This is a genomic window from Lautropia dentalis, from assembly GCF_003892345.1.
Taxonomy (GTDB): Bacteria; Pseudomonadota; Gammaproteobacteria; order Burkholderiales; family Burkholderiaceae_E; genus Lautropia; species Lautropia dentalis.
In genome coordinates this window covers 524,621-539,901 of sequence record NZ_RRUE01000001.1, presented here as the reverse complement: position 1 = coordinate 539,901, position 15,281 = coordinate 524,621, and the positions used below count along the sequence as shown (strand labels likewise).

Sequence of the window (15,281 nt, the reverse complement as noted above, 5' to 3'; positions counted from 1 at the left end):
GCTTTGGCCCCTGTTTTGTGAACCTGATGTTTCTGGCGCCACATCATCCTGACAGACACCTTGCAGCCTCCGGACTTTTGGTAACACTCCATCAGGAGATGAATCAGGCGCAACAGCGCTGCCCGCCCCCCGATATCCGGCAGATTTCGACTGTCACATGTATCAGGTCCGGGTGACGCGCCTGCAGCCGCCGGCGCAGCTGTTCGGGTGACAGAAGAGGATGGGGCCCGGATGCGGCCAGCGTCTCCGGCACCGTCAGCGCCACGATGCACGCATACCGGTCATGCGCCACCCGCCACAGGTGCAGATCCTGCAGCGTCATGCCCGGCGCTTCCTCCTGCAGCGTATGGCGCACCTGCCCCACCAGCGGACCGTCCATCTCGGCATCCAGCAGCACGCGGGCACAGTCACGCAGCAGCCCCTTCGCCCAGACACCCACCAGCACGGCGCCAGCCACTCCCATCAGCGGATCGAGCCAGTCGGCCCCCCACCATTTGCCGCCGAACAGTGCCACGATGGCCAGTACCGACGTGGCCGCATCGGCCAGCACGTGAATGTACGCGGCGCGAAGATTCAGGTCGCCATGACCGGCATGACCAGCATGACCGGCATGGGCGGCATGGGTAGCATGAGCGGCCACACTTTGTTCGTGCCCATGCCCATGCCCATGCCCATGGTCGTGGTCGTGGTCGTGGTCGTGGTCGTGGTCGTGAACATGCTCCTGCCCGGCACCCTGCACGGAGGCATGGCCGGTTCCGCGGACAGAGGCATGACCGGATGCGTGGCCATGAGCATGCCCATGACCGTGGCTGTGACCATGACCGTGGCTGTGACCATGACCATGACCATGGCCGTGGCCGTGGCCGTGGCCGTGGCCGTGGCTGTGACCATGACCATGACCATGGCCGTGGCCGTGGCCGTGGCCGTGGCCGTGATGATGATGGTCGTCCTTCAGCAGCCAGGCGCTGGCCAGATTCACCGCCAGCCCCAGCAGCGCCGTGCCGATGGCCTGGTCGTAGCCGATGGGCAGCGGGTGCACCAGCCGCTCGACCGATTCGACCAGCATGGTCAGCGCCACGCCGACGAGCAGCAGCGCGCTGGTATAGCCGCCCAGTACCTCGATCTTCCAGGTGCCGAACGAGAAGCGCTGGTCACGGGCATAGCGTGCCGCCATCCGGTAGGCAAAGACCGTCAGCCCCAGCGCCACCGCGTGCGAACTCATGTGCCAGCCATCGGCCAGCAGGGCCATCGAATTGACCGCCCAACCCACACCGATCTCCACGCACATCACGACCAGGGTCAGGACCAGCACCCAGCGCGTGCGGCGCTCGGCCTGTGGATTGCCCTGCGAGAACGCATGGATCTCCCGGCAGTTGCCGGCCGGTGCCGCCGCCGGAGCCAGTGACGGTACATTCCGCCGGCCCGGCGCCGCTCCGTCCTCCCGCTCCTGCCCTGCTGCGGATGCCGGAACCTGCTCCGGCCGTGGATCGTGCTGCATACCCATCATGCTTCCCCAACGTTCCCCCGACCTTTCGCTGCCTGGTCAGGGATGACCCTGCCTTCCCGCCCATCGGGAAGACATGTTCTGTATACTATACCCCAGTATAGATAACCCTGTTGGAAGCATCGTTTCATGTCTCATACCGTCCACGACCAGAAAGCCCTGCTCACCCGCGTGCGGCGCATTGCCGGCCAGGCCGCCGCGCTGGAAAAAGCCCTCGAACAGGGCAGCGAATGCTCGGCCGTGCTGCAGCAGATCGCCGCCATCCGCGGGGCCGTCAACGGCCTCATGGCGCAGGTGCTGGAAGGCCATGTCCGCGAACACCTGGGCGCCGAAAACGCCACACCCCAGCAGCGGCAGGAGGACATCGAGGTGGTCCTCACCGTGTTGCGCTCCTACCTGAAATAGGCACGCGCCGGCCCGCCAGCCCTGTTGCGCCCCCGACCTGGACTGGTGCCCTGTGACCCGCTGCAGCGTTTACCATTGGGCGCATGAACATTCTGAATGCCCTGTGGCCCATCCTGCTGGCACTGCTGGCGGGCGTGGCCTTCGGCCGGCTGGCGCCTGCCCCGGTCAACCGCCGGCTGATCGGCCTGATCGCCCCCCTCATCTGGCTGATGCTGTTTCTCATCGGCCACGAATTCGGAGAAATCCTGCTCTCGGCCCGGGCGGTCGGCCAGATCCTCCGCAACGCCGTGATCATCACGCTCTGCGTCACGCTCATTCCGTCCGTGCTGATCTTCCTGTCCATGCAGCTGCTGCGACAGCGTCGGGCGCGGCTGTCGGTGGTAAACCCAGCCGGCAACACCGCCCGGCTGAGCTTCGGCCAGCGCCTGCGTCAGGCATGGCCACCGCTGCGCGAGGCGCTGATCGCGCTGGGCATGGTGGCAGGCGGTGCACTGCTGTTTCTGCTGGAATCCTGGCTGGACTTCCATCTGCCGCTGCCCTCCAGCGGCACCTTCCTGCTGCTGCTGATCGGCATGGTGGGCATCGATCTGGCGCAGATTCGCCTCAGCCGGCAATGGCTGTCGATCTCGATGCTGGCCGTGCCGGCACTGGTGGTGGTGGGGTCACTGCTGGGCGGCATGCTGGCCGCCTCGCTGACCGGCGAACCGCTGCGTCCGGTCATGGCCGTCTCCACGGCCTTTGGCTGGTTCTCGCTGTCCAGCGTACTGATCGGCGATGCACTCGGTCAGAGCTGGGGCACGCTGGCCCTCAGTGTGGATCTCTTCCGGGAACTGGTGGCCATCCTGCTGATGTATGTCATCGGCCAGCGCTGGCCGGAAATTGCCATTGGCACGGGCGGTGCCACCACCATGGACACCACGCTACCCATCGTCAAGCAGACCTGCCCGCCCGCCGCCCTGCCACTTGCCCTGGTCAGCGGCTTCTTCCTCACGCTGCTGGCGCCCATCACGATGAACCTCTTCCTGGCCTGACAGCGTGTCATGAAGAGGCCGTTCGTTGCCCGGTCAGGCCGGGCCGAACCTTCTGGCTACCGAACCGTCAGACAGCAGCCCGGCTACATCAGCCCCGTCGAACGCAGTACGGTAATGCCCAGTGCCGCCGAGAACATGGCGCCGAAGGTGGTAATACCCACGATATTGGCAGCCGCCACATGGTTGCCGCCCATGCTGCGTGCCATCACGTAGCTGGCCGAAGCCACCGGCATGGCACACATCAGGAACAGCACGCCCATCGGAATGCCGCGCAGGCCAAAGGCCAGCCCCACCGCCACGGCCGCCAGCGGCGCCACCACCAGCCGGCCGATGCTCGCCTGCAGCGAAATGCCCGACAGGTCCAGCACCGAGCGGACATCGAACGACGCCCCCGCGCAGACCAGCGCAATGGGCAGGGCAATGTTGCCCATGTAATGTGCTGCCTGCATGACCGGCCCGGGCAGCCCAAGGTGCAGCCGCTGCAGCAGCATCGCCAGCAGAATCGACACGATCAGTGGATTTGTCAGGATGTTGCGGCCAATGTCGAGCAGCCGGTGGCGTCCGCTGCGCGCCTGCGCCCGGCTGAGCGTGATGACCGACAGCACGTTGTAGAGCAGCGTGACCACGCCCACATACACGGCCCCCGACGGCAGACCGGCATCGCCATAGGCGTTCTGCACGAAGGCCAGCCCCATGATGGCCATGTTCGAGCGAAACACCCCCTGCACGAACACGCCCCGGTCGCGCACGTCGGGCACGAAGCGCCAGGCATACAGCTCGGAAGCCAGGAAGAGCCCAAGGGCCGTGGTCAGGCCCGCCGCCAGCATCCGCGCCTCTTCCCCGTAGCGGATGGTGCTGCCCATCAGCTGGGTGAACAGCAGACACGGCAACGCGTAGTTGAAGACCAGCCGCGACGCCGTGGCCACGAAGGCCGAATCGACCTGCCCCAGGCGCCGCAGCACCACCCCGAAGCCCAGCAGCAGCACGCTGGGCAGCGTGACACCCATGGCAAAGAGGATGGCATCCAGCAGATCGTTCATCAGGGTTCTCCGGCGCTGCGGTCGCCACCCGTTTCGGTTGCGACCGGAAAGGCGTGAGCATACCCCCAGAAAAACATCCGCGCCCCCATTTCCCGGGTGGGCCACGGCCCCTGACAGAGGGCCCAACCCCTGGAGCGCCGGATCAGCCGCGCTGCGCCTTCAGCAGATCGGCCACCAGGAAGGCCAGCTCCAGGCTCTGCGACCCGTTGAGGCGCGGGTCGCAGGCCGAGGTGTAGTTGGCCTGCAGGTTCTCGTCGGTCAGGTTCTGGCCACCGCCACGGCATTCGGTCACGTCCTGCCCGGTCAGCTCCACGTGCAGGCCGCCGGCAATGGTGCCCTCGGCCTCGTGCACGCCGAAGAACTCGCGCACCTCCTGCACCACGTTGCCGAAGTCGCGGGTCTTCAGACCATTGGACGACGTGACGGTGTTGCCGTGCATGGGGTCGCAGCTCCAGATCACCGGACGGCCACTGGCCTTCACCGCCCGCACCAGCGCCGGCAGATGCTTCGGCAGGTTGCCGGCCCCCATGCGGGTGATCAGCACCAGCCGGCCGGGTTCCTGCTTCGGATCCAGCGCGTCCATCAGGCCCAGCACGTCTTCCGGTGTGGCCGTCGGCCCCACCTTCACGCCAATCGGGTTGGCAATGCCGCGCAGGTATTCGATGTGCGCGCCGTCGAGCTGGCGAGTGCGCTCACCCAGCCAGAGCATGTGCGCCGAGGCACCGTACCAGGCCGCCGCCTGCCGGTCCACGGCACCGCCTGCCCCCGGCGCGACTCCGCCTGCCTCCAGGGTACCCCCTGCAGCCCCTCCCACAGCCACCCCAGCACCACCACCTCCGGCTGCAGCCTGCAACGCGGCTGCCTGGCGGCGGGTCTGCGCTTCGGGGCGGGTGAGGATTTCCTGCCGGGTCAGGGCCTCTTCGTAGGCCAGCAGCAGCGCCTCGTGTGAGGTGTAGAAATCCACCGCATGCAGCGGCGAAGCCTCCCCTTCCGAAAAACCGCAGGCCTGCATGAAGGCCAGGGCCTCGCCGATGCGGTCGGCCAGCTCCTGGTAGCGCTGCCCCTGCGGGCTGGCCTGCACGAAATCGGCCGTCCAGGCGTGCAGCTGATGCAGGTCGGCAAAACCGCCCCCCGCCAGCGCACGGATCAGGTTCAGCGTCGAGGCGCTGGCCGAATAGGCGCGCAGCATCCGCGCCGGATCGGGTATCCGGGCCTCTGCCGTGAAATCGAGGCCATTGACGATATCACCGCGATAGCTGGGCAGCGTCACGCCATGCCGGACTTCGGTGTCGGCCGAACGCGGCTTGGCATACTGCCCGGCCATTCGCCCCACCTTCACCACCTTGCGGGCGGCAGCGTAGGTCAGCACCACCGCCATCTGCAGCATCACGCGGAAGGTCTCGCGGGCCGCCATGCCATCCAGCGTGTCGAAGCTTTCGGCGCAGTCGCCCCCCTGCAGCAGGAAGGCCCGGCCCGCCGCCACCTCGGCCAGCTGCGCCCGCAGCCGCTGCACCTCGCCCGCAAAGATCAGCGGCGGAAAGGCCTGCAGCTGACGCTCCACGTCGGCCAACGCCTGTTCGTCCGGATAGGAGGGCATCTGGCGCCCCGGCCGCGTACGCCAGGAAGAGGGCGACCAGTCAGCCGCCGTGGTCCGGGAAGCAGAGGATGAAGAAGCACCGGCAGAAGCAGGAGTGGTCATGGGCGGGGATACCTCGTCAGGAACCGGATGACTGCGCCGGAAACGACTGTGCCGGCAGACGCCATCCATGAAGGAAGCGCGAATGCCGGTCATTATAGACAGCCACCAAAGCCGGCCTCGCCCGACAGGAGGACGCCTCCCCATGAAAAATGCCCATCACCGGGGCGGCATGTCCCCATGAAAAAGAGGCTTGTGCCGCCTGCACGGGGGCATTGCAGCCAGCGCTCAGGCAGCCGCCTGGCGCAGCGTCTTCGCGGCCGCCACCATGTGCTGCAGCGCCGGAATCACCTCGGCCCACTGCCGCGTCTTCAGGCCGCAGTCCGGATTGACCCACAGATGGGCAGCCGGAATGCGCTCCGCGGCCTTCTGCATCAGCGACACCACCTGCGCCGCATCCGGAATGTTCGGCGAGTGAATGTCGTACACCCCCGGGCCGATGTCGTTCGGATACCTGAAATCCTCGAACGCATCGAGCAGCTCCATGTTGGAGCGCGAGGTCTCGATGGTGATCACGTCTGCATCCATCGCCGCAATGGCCGCCATGATGTCGTTGAATTCCGAATAGCACATGTGCGTATGGATCTGCGTTTCGTCCTGCACACCATTGGCCGTGATGCGGAAGCTCTCCACTGCCCAGTCCAGATATGCCTGCCACTGGGCCCGGCGCAGCGGCAGCCCCTCGCGCAGCGCCGCCTCGTCGATCTGGATCACCTTTACCCCGGCCCGTTCCAGATCCAGCACCTCGTCACGAATGGCCAGCGCCAGCTGCCTGCACGAAACGGAACGCGGCTGGTCGTCGCGCACGAAGGACCAGTTCAGCATCGTCACCGGCCCGGTCAGCATGCCCTTCATCGGACGCTGCGTCAGCGACTGCGCATAGGTGGTCCAGCCCACCGTCATCGGCTGCGGACGGCTGATGTCACCGAACAGGATGGGCGGCTTCACACAGCGCGACCCGTACGACTGCACCCAGCCGAAGCGGGAAAACGCATAACCCTGCAGCTGCTCGCCGAAATATTCGACCATGTCGTTGCGCTCCGGCTCGCCATGCACCAGCACGTCCAGATCCAGCGCCTCCTGCTCGTGCACGCAGCGGGCGATTTCCTCCTTCATCGCGGCCTCGTAGCCGGCATCGTCCAGCCGGCCGGCCTTGTGTTCGCGACGTGCCAGGCGGATTTCCGCCGTCTGCGGGAAGGAGCCGATGGTGGTGGTGGGATACGGCGGCAGATTCAGAATGGCCGCCTGTTTCTGTGCCCGCACGGCATGGGCGCTGAGGCGCTGGTCGGGGCGCAGGGACGGTGACGTCTGGGCGATTGCGGCATCCACGGCCTTCACCACCGCCTGCACGGCCGGATCGGTCACCCGCGGCGACCGGCGGCGCGAGGCCAGTGCCGCCCGGTTCGCGTCCAGTTCCGCCTTCACGGCATCACGGCCTTCGTTCAGTGCTCGGGCCAGTACCCGCAGCTCGTCCAGCTTCTGCACGGCAAAGGCCAGCCAGCTGCGAATTTCCGCATCCAGCGACGCCCCTTCATCCGCCTCGCTGGCCAGATCCACCGGCACATGCAGCAGCGAACACGAAGGCGCCAGCCACAGGCGGTCGCCCAGCTTTTTCGCCAGCGGCGCCAGCCAGTCGAGCGTGGCGTCCAGATCGGTCTTCCAGATGTTGCGGCCATCGATCACCCCCACCGACAGCACCTTGTGCGACGGCAGCAGATTGACCAGCGGCAGCACATCGTCACGCCCCCGTACGGCATCCACATGCACCCCGGCCACCGGCAGGTTGGCCAGCAGATAGGCGTTGTCCTGCAGCTGCCCGAAATAGGTGGCCACCAGCAGCTTCACCCGGTGGGACTTGAGCTGGTGATAGGCCGTATTGAAGGCATGCTGCCAGGCCTTGTCCAGCTCGGTCACCAGAATGGGCTCGTCGACCTGCACCCATTCCACCCCTTCGGCAGCCAGCACGTCCAGCAGCTCGGCATACACCGGCAGCAAACGGTCCAGCAGCGCCAGCCGGTCGGACCCATCCCGTGCCTTGCCGATGGCCAGATAGGTAACGGGGCCGATGATCACCGGCTTGGCCTTCACCCCCTGCGCCTTCGCTTCCGCCAGCTGTTCCAGCAGGCGTGATGCATCCAGCCGGAACGTCATGCCGGCCGAAAACTCGGGCACGATGTAGTGGTAATTGGTGTCGAACCACTTGGTCATCTCGCCGGCCGCCACGGGGGGGCAGCAGTCGGCGTCAGCACCGGAAGCGACCGGCGGGGCGAAGGCCGAATCCGCAGCGTTGCCGGCACCGCCAGCCTCCTTCGAAGCGGCCTCGGACAGCGAGGCAGCCACCGCCGGCTGCACATCCGTGGCACCAGCGGTCTGGGCCGCCTTCTCGGCATAGCCAAAGCTGCGCTGCACCGAACGGCCCCGGGCCACCCGGAAATAGTTGTCCAGCATATCGCCCCGAAAGCCCTGCACCCGCTCGGGCAGATTGCCCAGCAGGAAGCTCATGTCCAGCACCTGGTCGTAGAACGAGAAATCGCCCACCGGCACCAGGTCCAGCCCGTCCTGCTCCTGCCAGTGACGGGCACGCAGTTCCCTGCCCGTGGCCCGCAGCGCCTCACGGCTGCTCTGGCCCTTCCAGTACGACTCCAGGGCGAACTTCAGTTCACGTTTGGCGCCAATGCGCGGAAAACCGAGATTGTGGGTAGTCACCATGATGAATCCTGTCTGTAAATGGTGGGGACGCTGCAACGGCAAGCCGGGGTCGGGAAGCTGTGTTCCGGGACGCCCTTCCTGACGGGCGTTCTGGCGGTGTCATGGGCTCATTCGTCCCCACGCTGGTTTTGACGGTGTGCTGACAAGGTGCGCTACCGTCCGGGCGCCCCCGTTCGTTGCACGATAGCCGCCATGGTAGGCAGCCGGACTCATGACGTAAAATGGTATTTTTTCAGTGATCCATGAATGGCATTCATGCTTGAACGCATCCACCTCGCCATCGTTCAGGAAGTGGACCGGCAGGGTTCGCTCACGGCCGCAGCCGGCGCCCTGCACCTCACCCAGTCGGCGCTCAGCCACGCCGTGCGCAAGCTGGAGGAACAGCTGGGCACAGCCCTCTGGATCCGTGAAGGTCGCAGCCTGCGCCCCACCCAGGCCGGTGAATACCTGCTGGCCGTGGCCAACCGCGTGCTGCCCCAGCTGGATCAGGCCGAGGAGCGGCTGCGCCAGTTTGCCCGCGGCGAGCGCGGCACCCTGCGCATCGGCATGGAGTGCCACCCCTGCTATCAGTGGCTGCTGAAGATCGTCTCCCCCTATCTGGCCGCATGGCCCACCGTGGAAGTGGACGTCAAGCAGAAGTTCCAGTTCGGCGGCGTGGGCGCACTGTTTGGCTACGACATCGACCTGCTGGTCACCCCCGACCCCTTCTTCCGGCCCGGGCTGGTGTACGAGCCGGTGTTCGACTACGAGCAGGTGCTGGTGGTGAGCGGACGGCACCGGCTGGCGCAGGCATTGCCAGACTCACGACAGGCCATGCCGGACCCACAGCAGGCGTCACCGGGTTCACAGAAGGCGTCGCCAGACTCACAGCAGGCCATGCCCCATGTACTACCCGACCAGCTGGCCGACGAGATTCTGCTCACCTATCCGGTGGAGACCGAGCGGCTGGATATCTACAACCAGTTCCTGATTCCGGCCGGCGTCCATCCGCGCCGTCACAAGATCATCGAAAACACCGACATCATGCTGCAGATGGTGGCCAGCGGCCGCGGCGTCACCGCCCTGCCCCGCTGGCTGGTGGAAGAGTACGCACAGAAGATGGACATCGTGCCGCTGCGGCTGGGGCCGGACGGCATTGCCAAGCAGATCCACCTGGGCTATCGGGAGGGGGATGCGGAGGTGGACTACCTGCGGGGGTTTGTGGCGATGGCGCGGGAGGGAACAGAACATAAAAACAAACTTATTTTGACATACTAATAATAGCGGCCAAAACAGCCATAAATATAAATAAAATAAAGATCAACTTCAAAGCCGCAATAAACAATGCCCATATAGCCCCGAAAAAAACTTTAAAGAAAGACTCTTTTTCCACCACTTCACGAGCCCCTCCATCCAACCTCGCTCGGTACGACAATCCCGTGCCTTTAATACTCGCGTTACAATAAATCCCTTTCTCACTTAAATTTATATTAGCCCCTCTAGGGCCAATTGTGTAACTAGCCCCCTTTTTTCCAAAATTTACCCGAACACCGGGCATCAACTTCACCGATTTTCTGAATCTGAAACCCATATCACATCGAAACCAGAACAATAACTAATAGTGCATAGTTGCACAACATAAAACCGCACTCAATAAACGCTGCGAAAATACAACAACTAAACAATTTCTGACTAGTGTTTGACGCTTTCGGGCAACAGCGCAAGCCACGAATGAGTGTGTAGACTCGACTTTCAAATGATCCTGTGCAAGATGGATGATGGCATGGCAGAGGCCACGCTGGAAGGCTTCACACGGCAGATGAAGAAGATGCCGGCCTTCATGCGCAAGAGCCTGGCCTACGACCGGGTCAACGAAATGGCGTGTTTCCGGCAACTCAGCGAGCGCCTGAACATCAACATCTGGTTCTGCGGCCCCTACGCCCCATGGCAGCGGAGCAGCAACGAAAACACCAATGGTCTGCTGCGCCAGTTCTCACCCAAGGGCATGGATCTTTCAACCATCAGTCAGATCCGCCTGAACGATATTGCCCGACTGATGAACGGGCGTCCGCGCCTGGCGCTGGATGCTTCCCAACAAAGCCTTGATGACTACGCCAGGCCTCTTGTTGCATTTGACTCTTGCCATCGAAAACACCGACATCATGCTGCAGATAGTGGCCAGCGGCCGCGGCGCCAATGCTGGTCAGAGCGCTTGCGCTGCAGGCTGTCATGTTAAGAAACGGCCGAAAACTTAACATGAGGCCGGGGTCATGTTAAAAATTTCCCGTTTTTTTGACACGAGGAAGCCCTCATGCTGAGTCCGACCTACGCCATCCCTGCCCTGCCCCCCGCCGGCGTCGATCTCGAGACGGTCGAGGTCCTCCGGGCGCTGGCCCCGGCCCACCGGCACCTGGCCGAACTCAAGGGCAGCGCCCGCAGTATCCCCAACCAGGGCATTCTGGTCGACACACTCACCCTGCAGGAAGCCAAGGCCAGTGCCGAGGTCGAAAGCTACTTCACCACGCAGGACGAGCTGTTTCAGGCCGAGCTGATTCCGGCCGAGAGCATCTCGCCAGCCGCCAGGGAAGTCTTGCGCTACCGCGAGGCACTCAAACGCGGCTTCGGGCGCATGCAGGACCAGCAGGACCTGCTCACCAGCAGCACGCTGATCGACCTGTTCCAGTACATGAAAAACAGCGCCGAATCCTTCCGCCACGCCCCCGGCACCGTGCTGAAGAACGACAGGACGGGCAAGGTGGTATTCGTCCCCCCACAGGACAACGCCCAGATCACCCGGCACATGGGCGACCTCGAGCAGTTCATCAACGCACCGGACGAGCGCAGGCTGGCGCTGGACCCGCTGGTGCGCATGGCCATCATCCATCACCAGTTCGAGAGCATTCACCCGTTCAGCGACGGCAACGGCCGTATCGGACGGATCCTGTGTGTGCTGTATCTGGTGAAGGAGGGGCTGCTGGACCTGCCTGTGCTGTACCTGTCGCGCTACATCAACCGGAACAAGCCCGAGTACTACCGCCTGCTGCAGGCAGTACGCGATGAGGGGGCGTGGTCGCCATGGATCGTCTTCATGCTGCAGGCTATTGCCGTCACGGCAGAAAGCACCGTGCGGCTGGTCCATGGCATGCGCGACCTGATGGCCAGCACCAAGCAGCACATGCGTGACGAACTGCCCAGCGTGTATTCACAGGACCTGCTCAACAACCTGTTCAGGCACCCGTACACCCGCATCGAGGCGGTAGTGAATGACATTGGCGTGTCCCGCCAGACCGCCTCCAAGTACCTGAAGCAGCTGCAGGAGATTGGCATTCTGACCGCCCAGACCCGCGGCAAGAACACCTATTTCGTCAACGAGCCGCTGGTCCAGCTGATTTCCGAGGGAGAATGATCATGGCCTTCCTGTCCGAAGCCGATGTGGCCCAGACTGAAGGCTCGCCTCGATCAACCCGCAGCTGGATAGCCGTCCCACTGTGCCCTGCACCAGAAGTTTCGGCAGATCCCCCAAATCTTCGAGCAGGGTAAGATGGCTGCTGCCGCTGACCGCATCACGATGCGCCACCGTAATGAACGGAACCATTTCCGTTCCCATGGCATCGAGCAGTGCCGGATTATGGGTCGTGACGATGACATCAACGCGCCGACGGGTAGCCTCTTCACGAAGCATGCCCAGCAGCAATTGGGCACGCGACGGGTGCAGGCCATTGCCCACCTCTTCCACCACCAGCAGACTGCCTTCGGGACGTGTCAACAGTGCAACCAGAATGGCTAGAAAGCGCAGCGATCCATCCGACATGCCACGGGCATCCACCGCTGTTGCCTGCCCGGATTCTGGCCAAGCCTCATCACAGTAAAGCATCGCATCGGTGCCGAACTTGCCCACAGCTTCGGCATAGACACGCCGGATATCCCGCTCAGGCAATTGCCCCAGGTAACGGGTCAGAGTTCCTTCGATAGCCTGCCTGCGCTGCTCGGGTAACGCCGCCAGTACGCCTGCAATATTGTTGGTATCCGGATCCAGCTGATCCGAAAGGGGGGAATACCCTCGCATGTGCGCGGGAATGGGATCAAGGATGAAAATGCCCTGTAACGCACCGGTCACCGCAGACACCCCGTCCTGAATCTCCTGCCGGTGCTTCTGTCCCACAAGTTGCGACAGGATGGCATTGGCACGACTCATTGATCGTGGCGATCCCCGCTTTTCGTTGTACAAACGCGCCGTGACATTGGGGGCATCCGCCTCGCATTCATCCGTCCAGAACAGGCGAAGAGAGCCGCTCTGCACACCTCTCCCCCCCTGCTCCCCTCGTTTGGCCGGGCGGTACTTGACACGTACAAGCTGTTCGCCAAGCAGTTCACAACGGTTGGCCCGAACACGGACTTCAATGCGGTACTCGTAGTCTGTCAGGTCATCCGACCGCACCGTCACCAGCAGGCTGAACGTATCTCCCGGCTGCCGGGCAGCCCACTCCACCCCACCCCGCACGGCTCCAAGGGCCGCATCCCCCTGCAGCGCAGCCGTCAGCTGTGCTCCATGGGCAATCCGGTTCAGAAACAGCAGCGCATCGAGAGCATTCGACTTGCCACTGGCATTGGTGCCTATCAGTACCGTGAGCGGATCGACATGGAGCTTCGAGTCGCTGTAGCTTTTCCAGTTCTGAAACTCAAATGCGGTAATCACGGATCAATCTCCAGCACCCTGGGCCGAACAGTCAGTATGCACCACGCCATCCCCGCATGCCGAAGCAGCCACCAGCCCACGAAGAAGCCAACCATTCGGAAATTCCGAATAGTTGCCCCAGATGAAACGCCCTCCCCACTCCATCTGCGTCATCAGGCCACCAACCTGCCAACAAAAACGCCCAACCTTTTGACGGGTCGGGCGTGGAATGGGGGTGGTGGAGACGAGGAGGATCGAACTCCCGACCTCGGCATTGCGAACGCCGCGCTCTCCCAGCTGAGCTACGTCCCCACGGTGGCAGGATGATAACACCAGTCCGGCAGCGTCCGCCAACCGGCCCGGCCGCGAGGCCCCCGAACATGAGGGGCTGGTGCAACAGGACGCGCCCCCAGCCCAAGCCTGTTGCCTGATACTTGACGCCTGCCTCCGCCCCCTTTGCCCTGCCCCATCGGCATAGGGGGCAGCCCTCTGGGCTGCACCCCTGCCACACCACCCGGCATGCGGGTCCGCACCGGGCGGTTCGAGAAAACATTCAGGATAATGCCAGACGGGGCAGGCCAAGACTGTCGAACCATGACAGGGTCAGCACGCTGTTGAGCAGCATCGCACTGTTATGCCACCAGCGCCGGCTGTTTGCCGCCACTTTCCGGGCCACTTCCGTGCTTGCGCCCATGGCGCACAACTCCCTGAACATGGTCTTGCCCCGCTTCCACTGCCTGAGCTGGATGGCCCGCAGCCGGTGACGTATCCATTCATCCAGCTCTCGCCAGACGCCTGTCGTTTGCGCCAGTCTGAAATAGGCTCTCCATCCCAGCAGCAATGGGCGAAGCCCATCGACCACCTGCTGTATGCTGCGTCCGCCACTGCGGCGGGTCAGCCAGCGCACACGCTGCCTGAAGGCCATCACAGCTTTCCGGGCCACCCTCCGTTTGACGACCCCTTTCGGAGCCATCCAGAAGCTGAAGCCCAGAAACTTGCGGCCAGTGAAGACGCTGGCCACCGCACTCTTGGATTCGTTGATCCGCAAATGCAGCCTGCCGTACAGCCGGCGCAACAGCTGCATCACCCGTTCGCCTGCCCGACGACTGTGCACATATACGTTACAGTCGTCGGCATACCGAACGAAGCAATGCCCGCGCGCCTCCAGCGCCTTGTCCACCTCATCGAGCAGCAGGTTGGCCAGCAGCGGCGACAGCGGTCCACCTTGCGGTGTCCCCTCGTGCCGCTCTACGACCACGCCGCCATCCATGATTCCCGCGTTCAGATACGCCCGGACCAGACGGCATACGCCATCATCTCCAATGCGCTTTCTGACGCGATCCATCAGGATGTCGTGATTGACCCGGTCAAAGAACTTCTCCAGATCGACATCCACCACGATCTTCCTGCCGGACTGGATGTACGACTGCGCGGCCAACACCGCGTCGTGCGCACGCCGTCCCGGCCGAAAGCCGTAGCTGTGTTCACTGAAGCCCGGATCAATCATCGGCTGCAGTACCTGCAGCAGTGCCTGCTGGATCAGTCTGTCCGTTACCGTCGGGATGCCCAGCTCTCGCTGTCCACCTCCCGGCTTCGGAATCATGACCCGTCGTACCGGGCTGGGCCGGTACGTCCCCTGCAACAGTGCTTCGCGGATTCGCGGCCATTCGGTCTTGAGCTGCCGGGCTGTCTGGTCGATGTCCAGACCATCCACACCGGCCGTTCCCCGATTGGCCTTCACCCGCCTCCACGCCCGCTGCATGTTGGCTCTTTCCAGAACTGCATCGAGCAGCCCTGCTCCTGTGTCTTCGGTGTCATGTCGCGGGCCGCAGGCTTCATCACGACATGCGCCCCTCGGGGCTTCACCCCTACTCACTGCATGTCGCCCCACTCGTGCAGGCTTCTGATGCATGGCCTTTGACATCGACATGATCCTGTCAACACATCCTCTCGTTCGGTCCTTCGCCTGACCTGTGTCCCATCATGGGGCTGGTCCTGCTACTACGACCTCTGCTGACTTCTCGCTCCGGCTCGACACCGTCGCCCTTTCGAGCATAAGGCGAGATCTCCCCAGGTAAGAACGCACACCTTCTCTGCACGACCGCCGGATTTACGTCACCTCGCCTTGGCCACAAGAGCTTCGCGGTTACATGCCCGTTCGCCCTGCTCGGCAACGCCTTGTATCCGGTTCTTGTACATCGGCCCGCAGATTACGCTCCACGCTTCCTTCCCACACTCGGTC

At 63.7% G+C, this 15,281-nt stretch carries 11 protein-coding genes, 1 tRNA gene and 1 pseudogene; 5 read left to right on the top strand and 8 right to left on the bottom strand.

The features are described 5' to 3' along the window. Window positions 1-103: 103 nt before the first annotated feature. The gene (locus EHV23_RS02060) at window positions 104-1,498 is read right to left on the bottom strand and encodes a cation diffusion facilitator family transporter (RefSeq protein WP_125094495.1); all 1,395 of its coding nucleotides are present in this window, start codon (window positions 1,496-1,498) and stop codon (window positions 104-106) included. Window positions 1,499-1,633: 135 nt separating this feature from the next. On the opposite strand from EHV23_RS02060, the gene EHV23_RS02055 reads away from it, so the two are divergent. Then, window positions 1,634-1,909 carry a metal/formaldehyde-sensitive transcriptional repressor gene (locus tag EHV23_RS02055; protein ID WP_125094494.1) on the top strand — a complete coding sequence of 92 codons (276 nt, stop codon included), beginning with the start codon at window positions 1,634-1,636 and terminating at the stop codon, window positions 1,907-1,909. An 83-nt stretch (window positions 1,910-1,992) separates the two neighbouring features. Then, the gene (locus tag EHV23_RS02050; RefSeq protein WP_125094493.1) at window positions 1,993-2,940 is read left to right on the top strand and encodes a LysO family transporter; all 948 of its coding nucleotides are present in this window, start codon (window positions 1,993-1,995) and stop codon (window positions 2,938-2,940) included. A gap of 83 nt (window positions 2,941-3,023) precedes the next feature. Here EHV23_RS02050 and EHV23_RS02045 read toward each other — a convergent pair whose 3' ends face one another. The 3 genes from EHV23_RS02045 to metE all read right to left on the bottom strand — a co-directional run bounded on the left by EHV23_RS02045 (window position 3,024) and on the right by metE (window position 8,385). Continuing rightward, the gene (locus tag EHV23_RS02045) at window positions 3,024-3,980 is read right to left on the bottom strand and encodes an AEC family transporter (RefSeq protein WP_125094492.1); all 957 of its coding nucleotides are present in this window, start codon (window positions 3,978-3,980) and stop codon (window positions 3,024-3,026) included. Between the two features lie 142 nt (window positions 3,981-4,122). After that, window positions 4,123-5,679, bottom strand: a complete 1,557-nt coding sequence (locus tag EHV23_RS02040) for a 3-deoxy-7-phosphoheptulonate synthase class II (protein WP_125094491.1) — start codon at window positions 5,677-5,679, stop codon at window positions 4,123-4,125. Window positions 5,680-5,904: 225 nt separating this feature from the next. Continuing rightward, entirely contained in the window at window positions 5,905-8,385 is a 2,481-nt protein-coding gene (gene metE, locus EHV23_RS02035) for a 5-methyltetrahydropteroyltriglutamate--homocysteine S-methyltransferase (protein ID WP_125094490.1), read from the bottom strand. Between the two features lie 255 nt (window positions 8,386-8,640). Between metE and EHV23_RS02030 the strand changes: the two genes are divergently transcribed. Next, complete coding sequence (locus EHV23_RS02030) at window positions 8,641-9,642, top strand: LysR family transcriptional regulator (RefSeq protein WP_125094489.1); 1,002 nt, start codon at window positions 8,641-8,643, stop codon at window positions 9,640-9,642. Here EHV23_RS02030 and EHV23_RS16560 read toward each other — a convergent pair. Next, complete coding sequence (locus EHV23_RS16560; protein ID WP_125094488.1) at window positions 9,626-9,955, bottom strand: DUF4236 domain-containing protein; 330 nt, start codon at window positions 9,953-9,955, stop codon at window positions 9,626-9,628. The two genes, EHV23_RS02030 and EHV23_RS16560, sit on opposite strands and share 17 nt — an antisense overlap. A gap of 165 nt (window positions 9,956-10,120) precedes the next feature. On the opposite strand from EHV23_RS16560, the pseudogene EHV23_RS02020 reads away from it, so the two are divergent. Both EHV23_RS02020 and EHV23_RS02015 read left to right on the top strand, forming a co-directional pair. Further along, a pseudogene (locus EHV23_RS02020) lies at window positions 10,121-10,447 on the top strand (IS30 family transposase); the annotation flags it as partial. A gap of 228 nt (window positions 10,448-10,675) precedes the next feature. Beyond that, window positions 10,676-11,770, top strand: coding sequence for a Fic family protein (locus EHV23_RS02015; RefSeq protein WP_125094486.1), 1,095 nt, complete (start codon window positions 10,676-10,678; stop codon window positions 11,768-11,770). Here the strand turns inward: EHV23_RS02015 and EHV23_RS02010 are convergent, their stop codons facing one another. From EHV23_RS02010 to ltrA, 3 genes are all read right to left on the bottom strand, one after another. After that, complete coding sequence (locus tag EHV23_RS02010; protein ID WP_125094485.1) at window positions 11,771-13,060, bottom strand: AAA family ATPase; 1,290 nt, start codon at window positions 13,058-13,060, stop codon at window positions 11,771-11,773. It lies immediately after the preceding gene. Between the two features lie 215 nt (window positions 13,061-13,275). Beyond that, window positions 13,276-13,351, bottom strand: a tRNA-Ala gene (locus tag EHV23_RS02005). A gap of 241 nt (window positions 13,352-13,592) precedes the next feature. Continuing rightward, window positions 13,593-14,969, bottom strand: coding sequence for a group II intron reverse transcriptase/maturase (ltrA, locus tag EHV23_RS01995; protein ID WP_125094484.1), 1,377 nt, complete (start codon window positions 14,967-14,969; stop codon window positions 13,593-13,595). Window positions 14,970-15,281: the final 312 nt, after the last annotated feature.

What these genes read in the sequence shown, in the direction of transcription:
- metE (WP_125094490.1), bottom strand. Translation starts at nt 8,385, where the DNA reads ATGGTGACTACCCACAATCTCGGTTTTCCGCGCATTGGCGCCAAACGT.
- EHV23_RS02050 (WP_125094493.1), top strand. Translation starts at nt 1,993, where the DNA reads ATGAACATTCTGAATGCCCTGTGGCCCATCCTGCTGGCACTGCTGGCG.
- EHV23_RS02055 (WP_125094494.1), top strand. Translation starts at nt 1,634, where the DNA reads ATGTCTCATACCGTCCACGACCAGAAAGCCCTGCTCACCCGCGTGCGG.
- ltrA (WP_125094484.1), bottom strand. Translation starts at nt 14,969, where the DNA reads ATGTCGATGTCAAAGGCCATGCATCAGAAGCCTGCACGAGTGGGGCGA.
- EHV23_RS16560 (WP_125094488.1), bottom strand. Translation starts at nt 9,955, where the DNA reads ATGGGTTTCAGATTCAGAAAATCGGTGAAGTTGATGCCCGGTGTTCGG.
- EHV23_RS02040 (WP_125094491.1), bottom strand. Translation starts at nt 5,679, where the DNA reads ATGACCACTCCTGCTTCTGCCGGTGCTTCTTCATCCTCTGCTTCCCGG.
- EHV23_RS02015 (WP_125094486.1), top strand. Translation starts at nt 10,676, where the DNA reads ATGCTGAGTCCGACCTACGCCATCCCTGCCCTGCCCCCCGCCGGCGTC.
- EHV23_RS02060 (WP_125094495.1), bottom strand. Translation starts at nt 1,498, where the DNA reads ATGCAGCACGATCCACGGCCGGAGCAGGTTCCGGCATCCGCAGCAGGG.
- EHV23_RS02045 (WP_125094492.1), bottom strand. Translation starts at nt 3,980, where the DNA reads ATGAACGATCTGCTGGATGCCATCCTCTTTGCCATGGGTGTCACGCTG.
- EHV23_RS02030 (WP_125094489.1), top strand. Translation starts at nt 8,641, where the DNA reads ATGCTTGAACGCATCCACCTCGCCATCGTTCAGGAAGTGGACCGGCAG.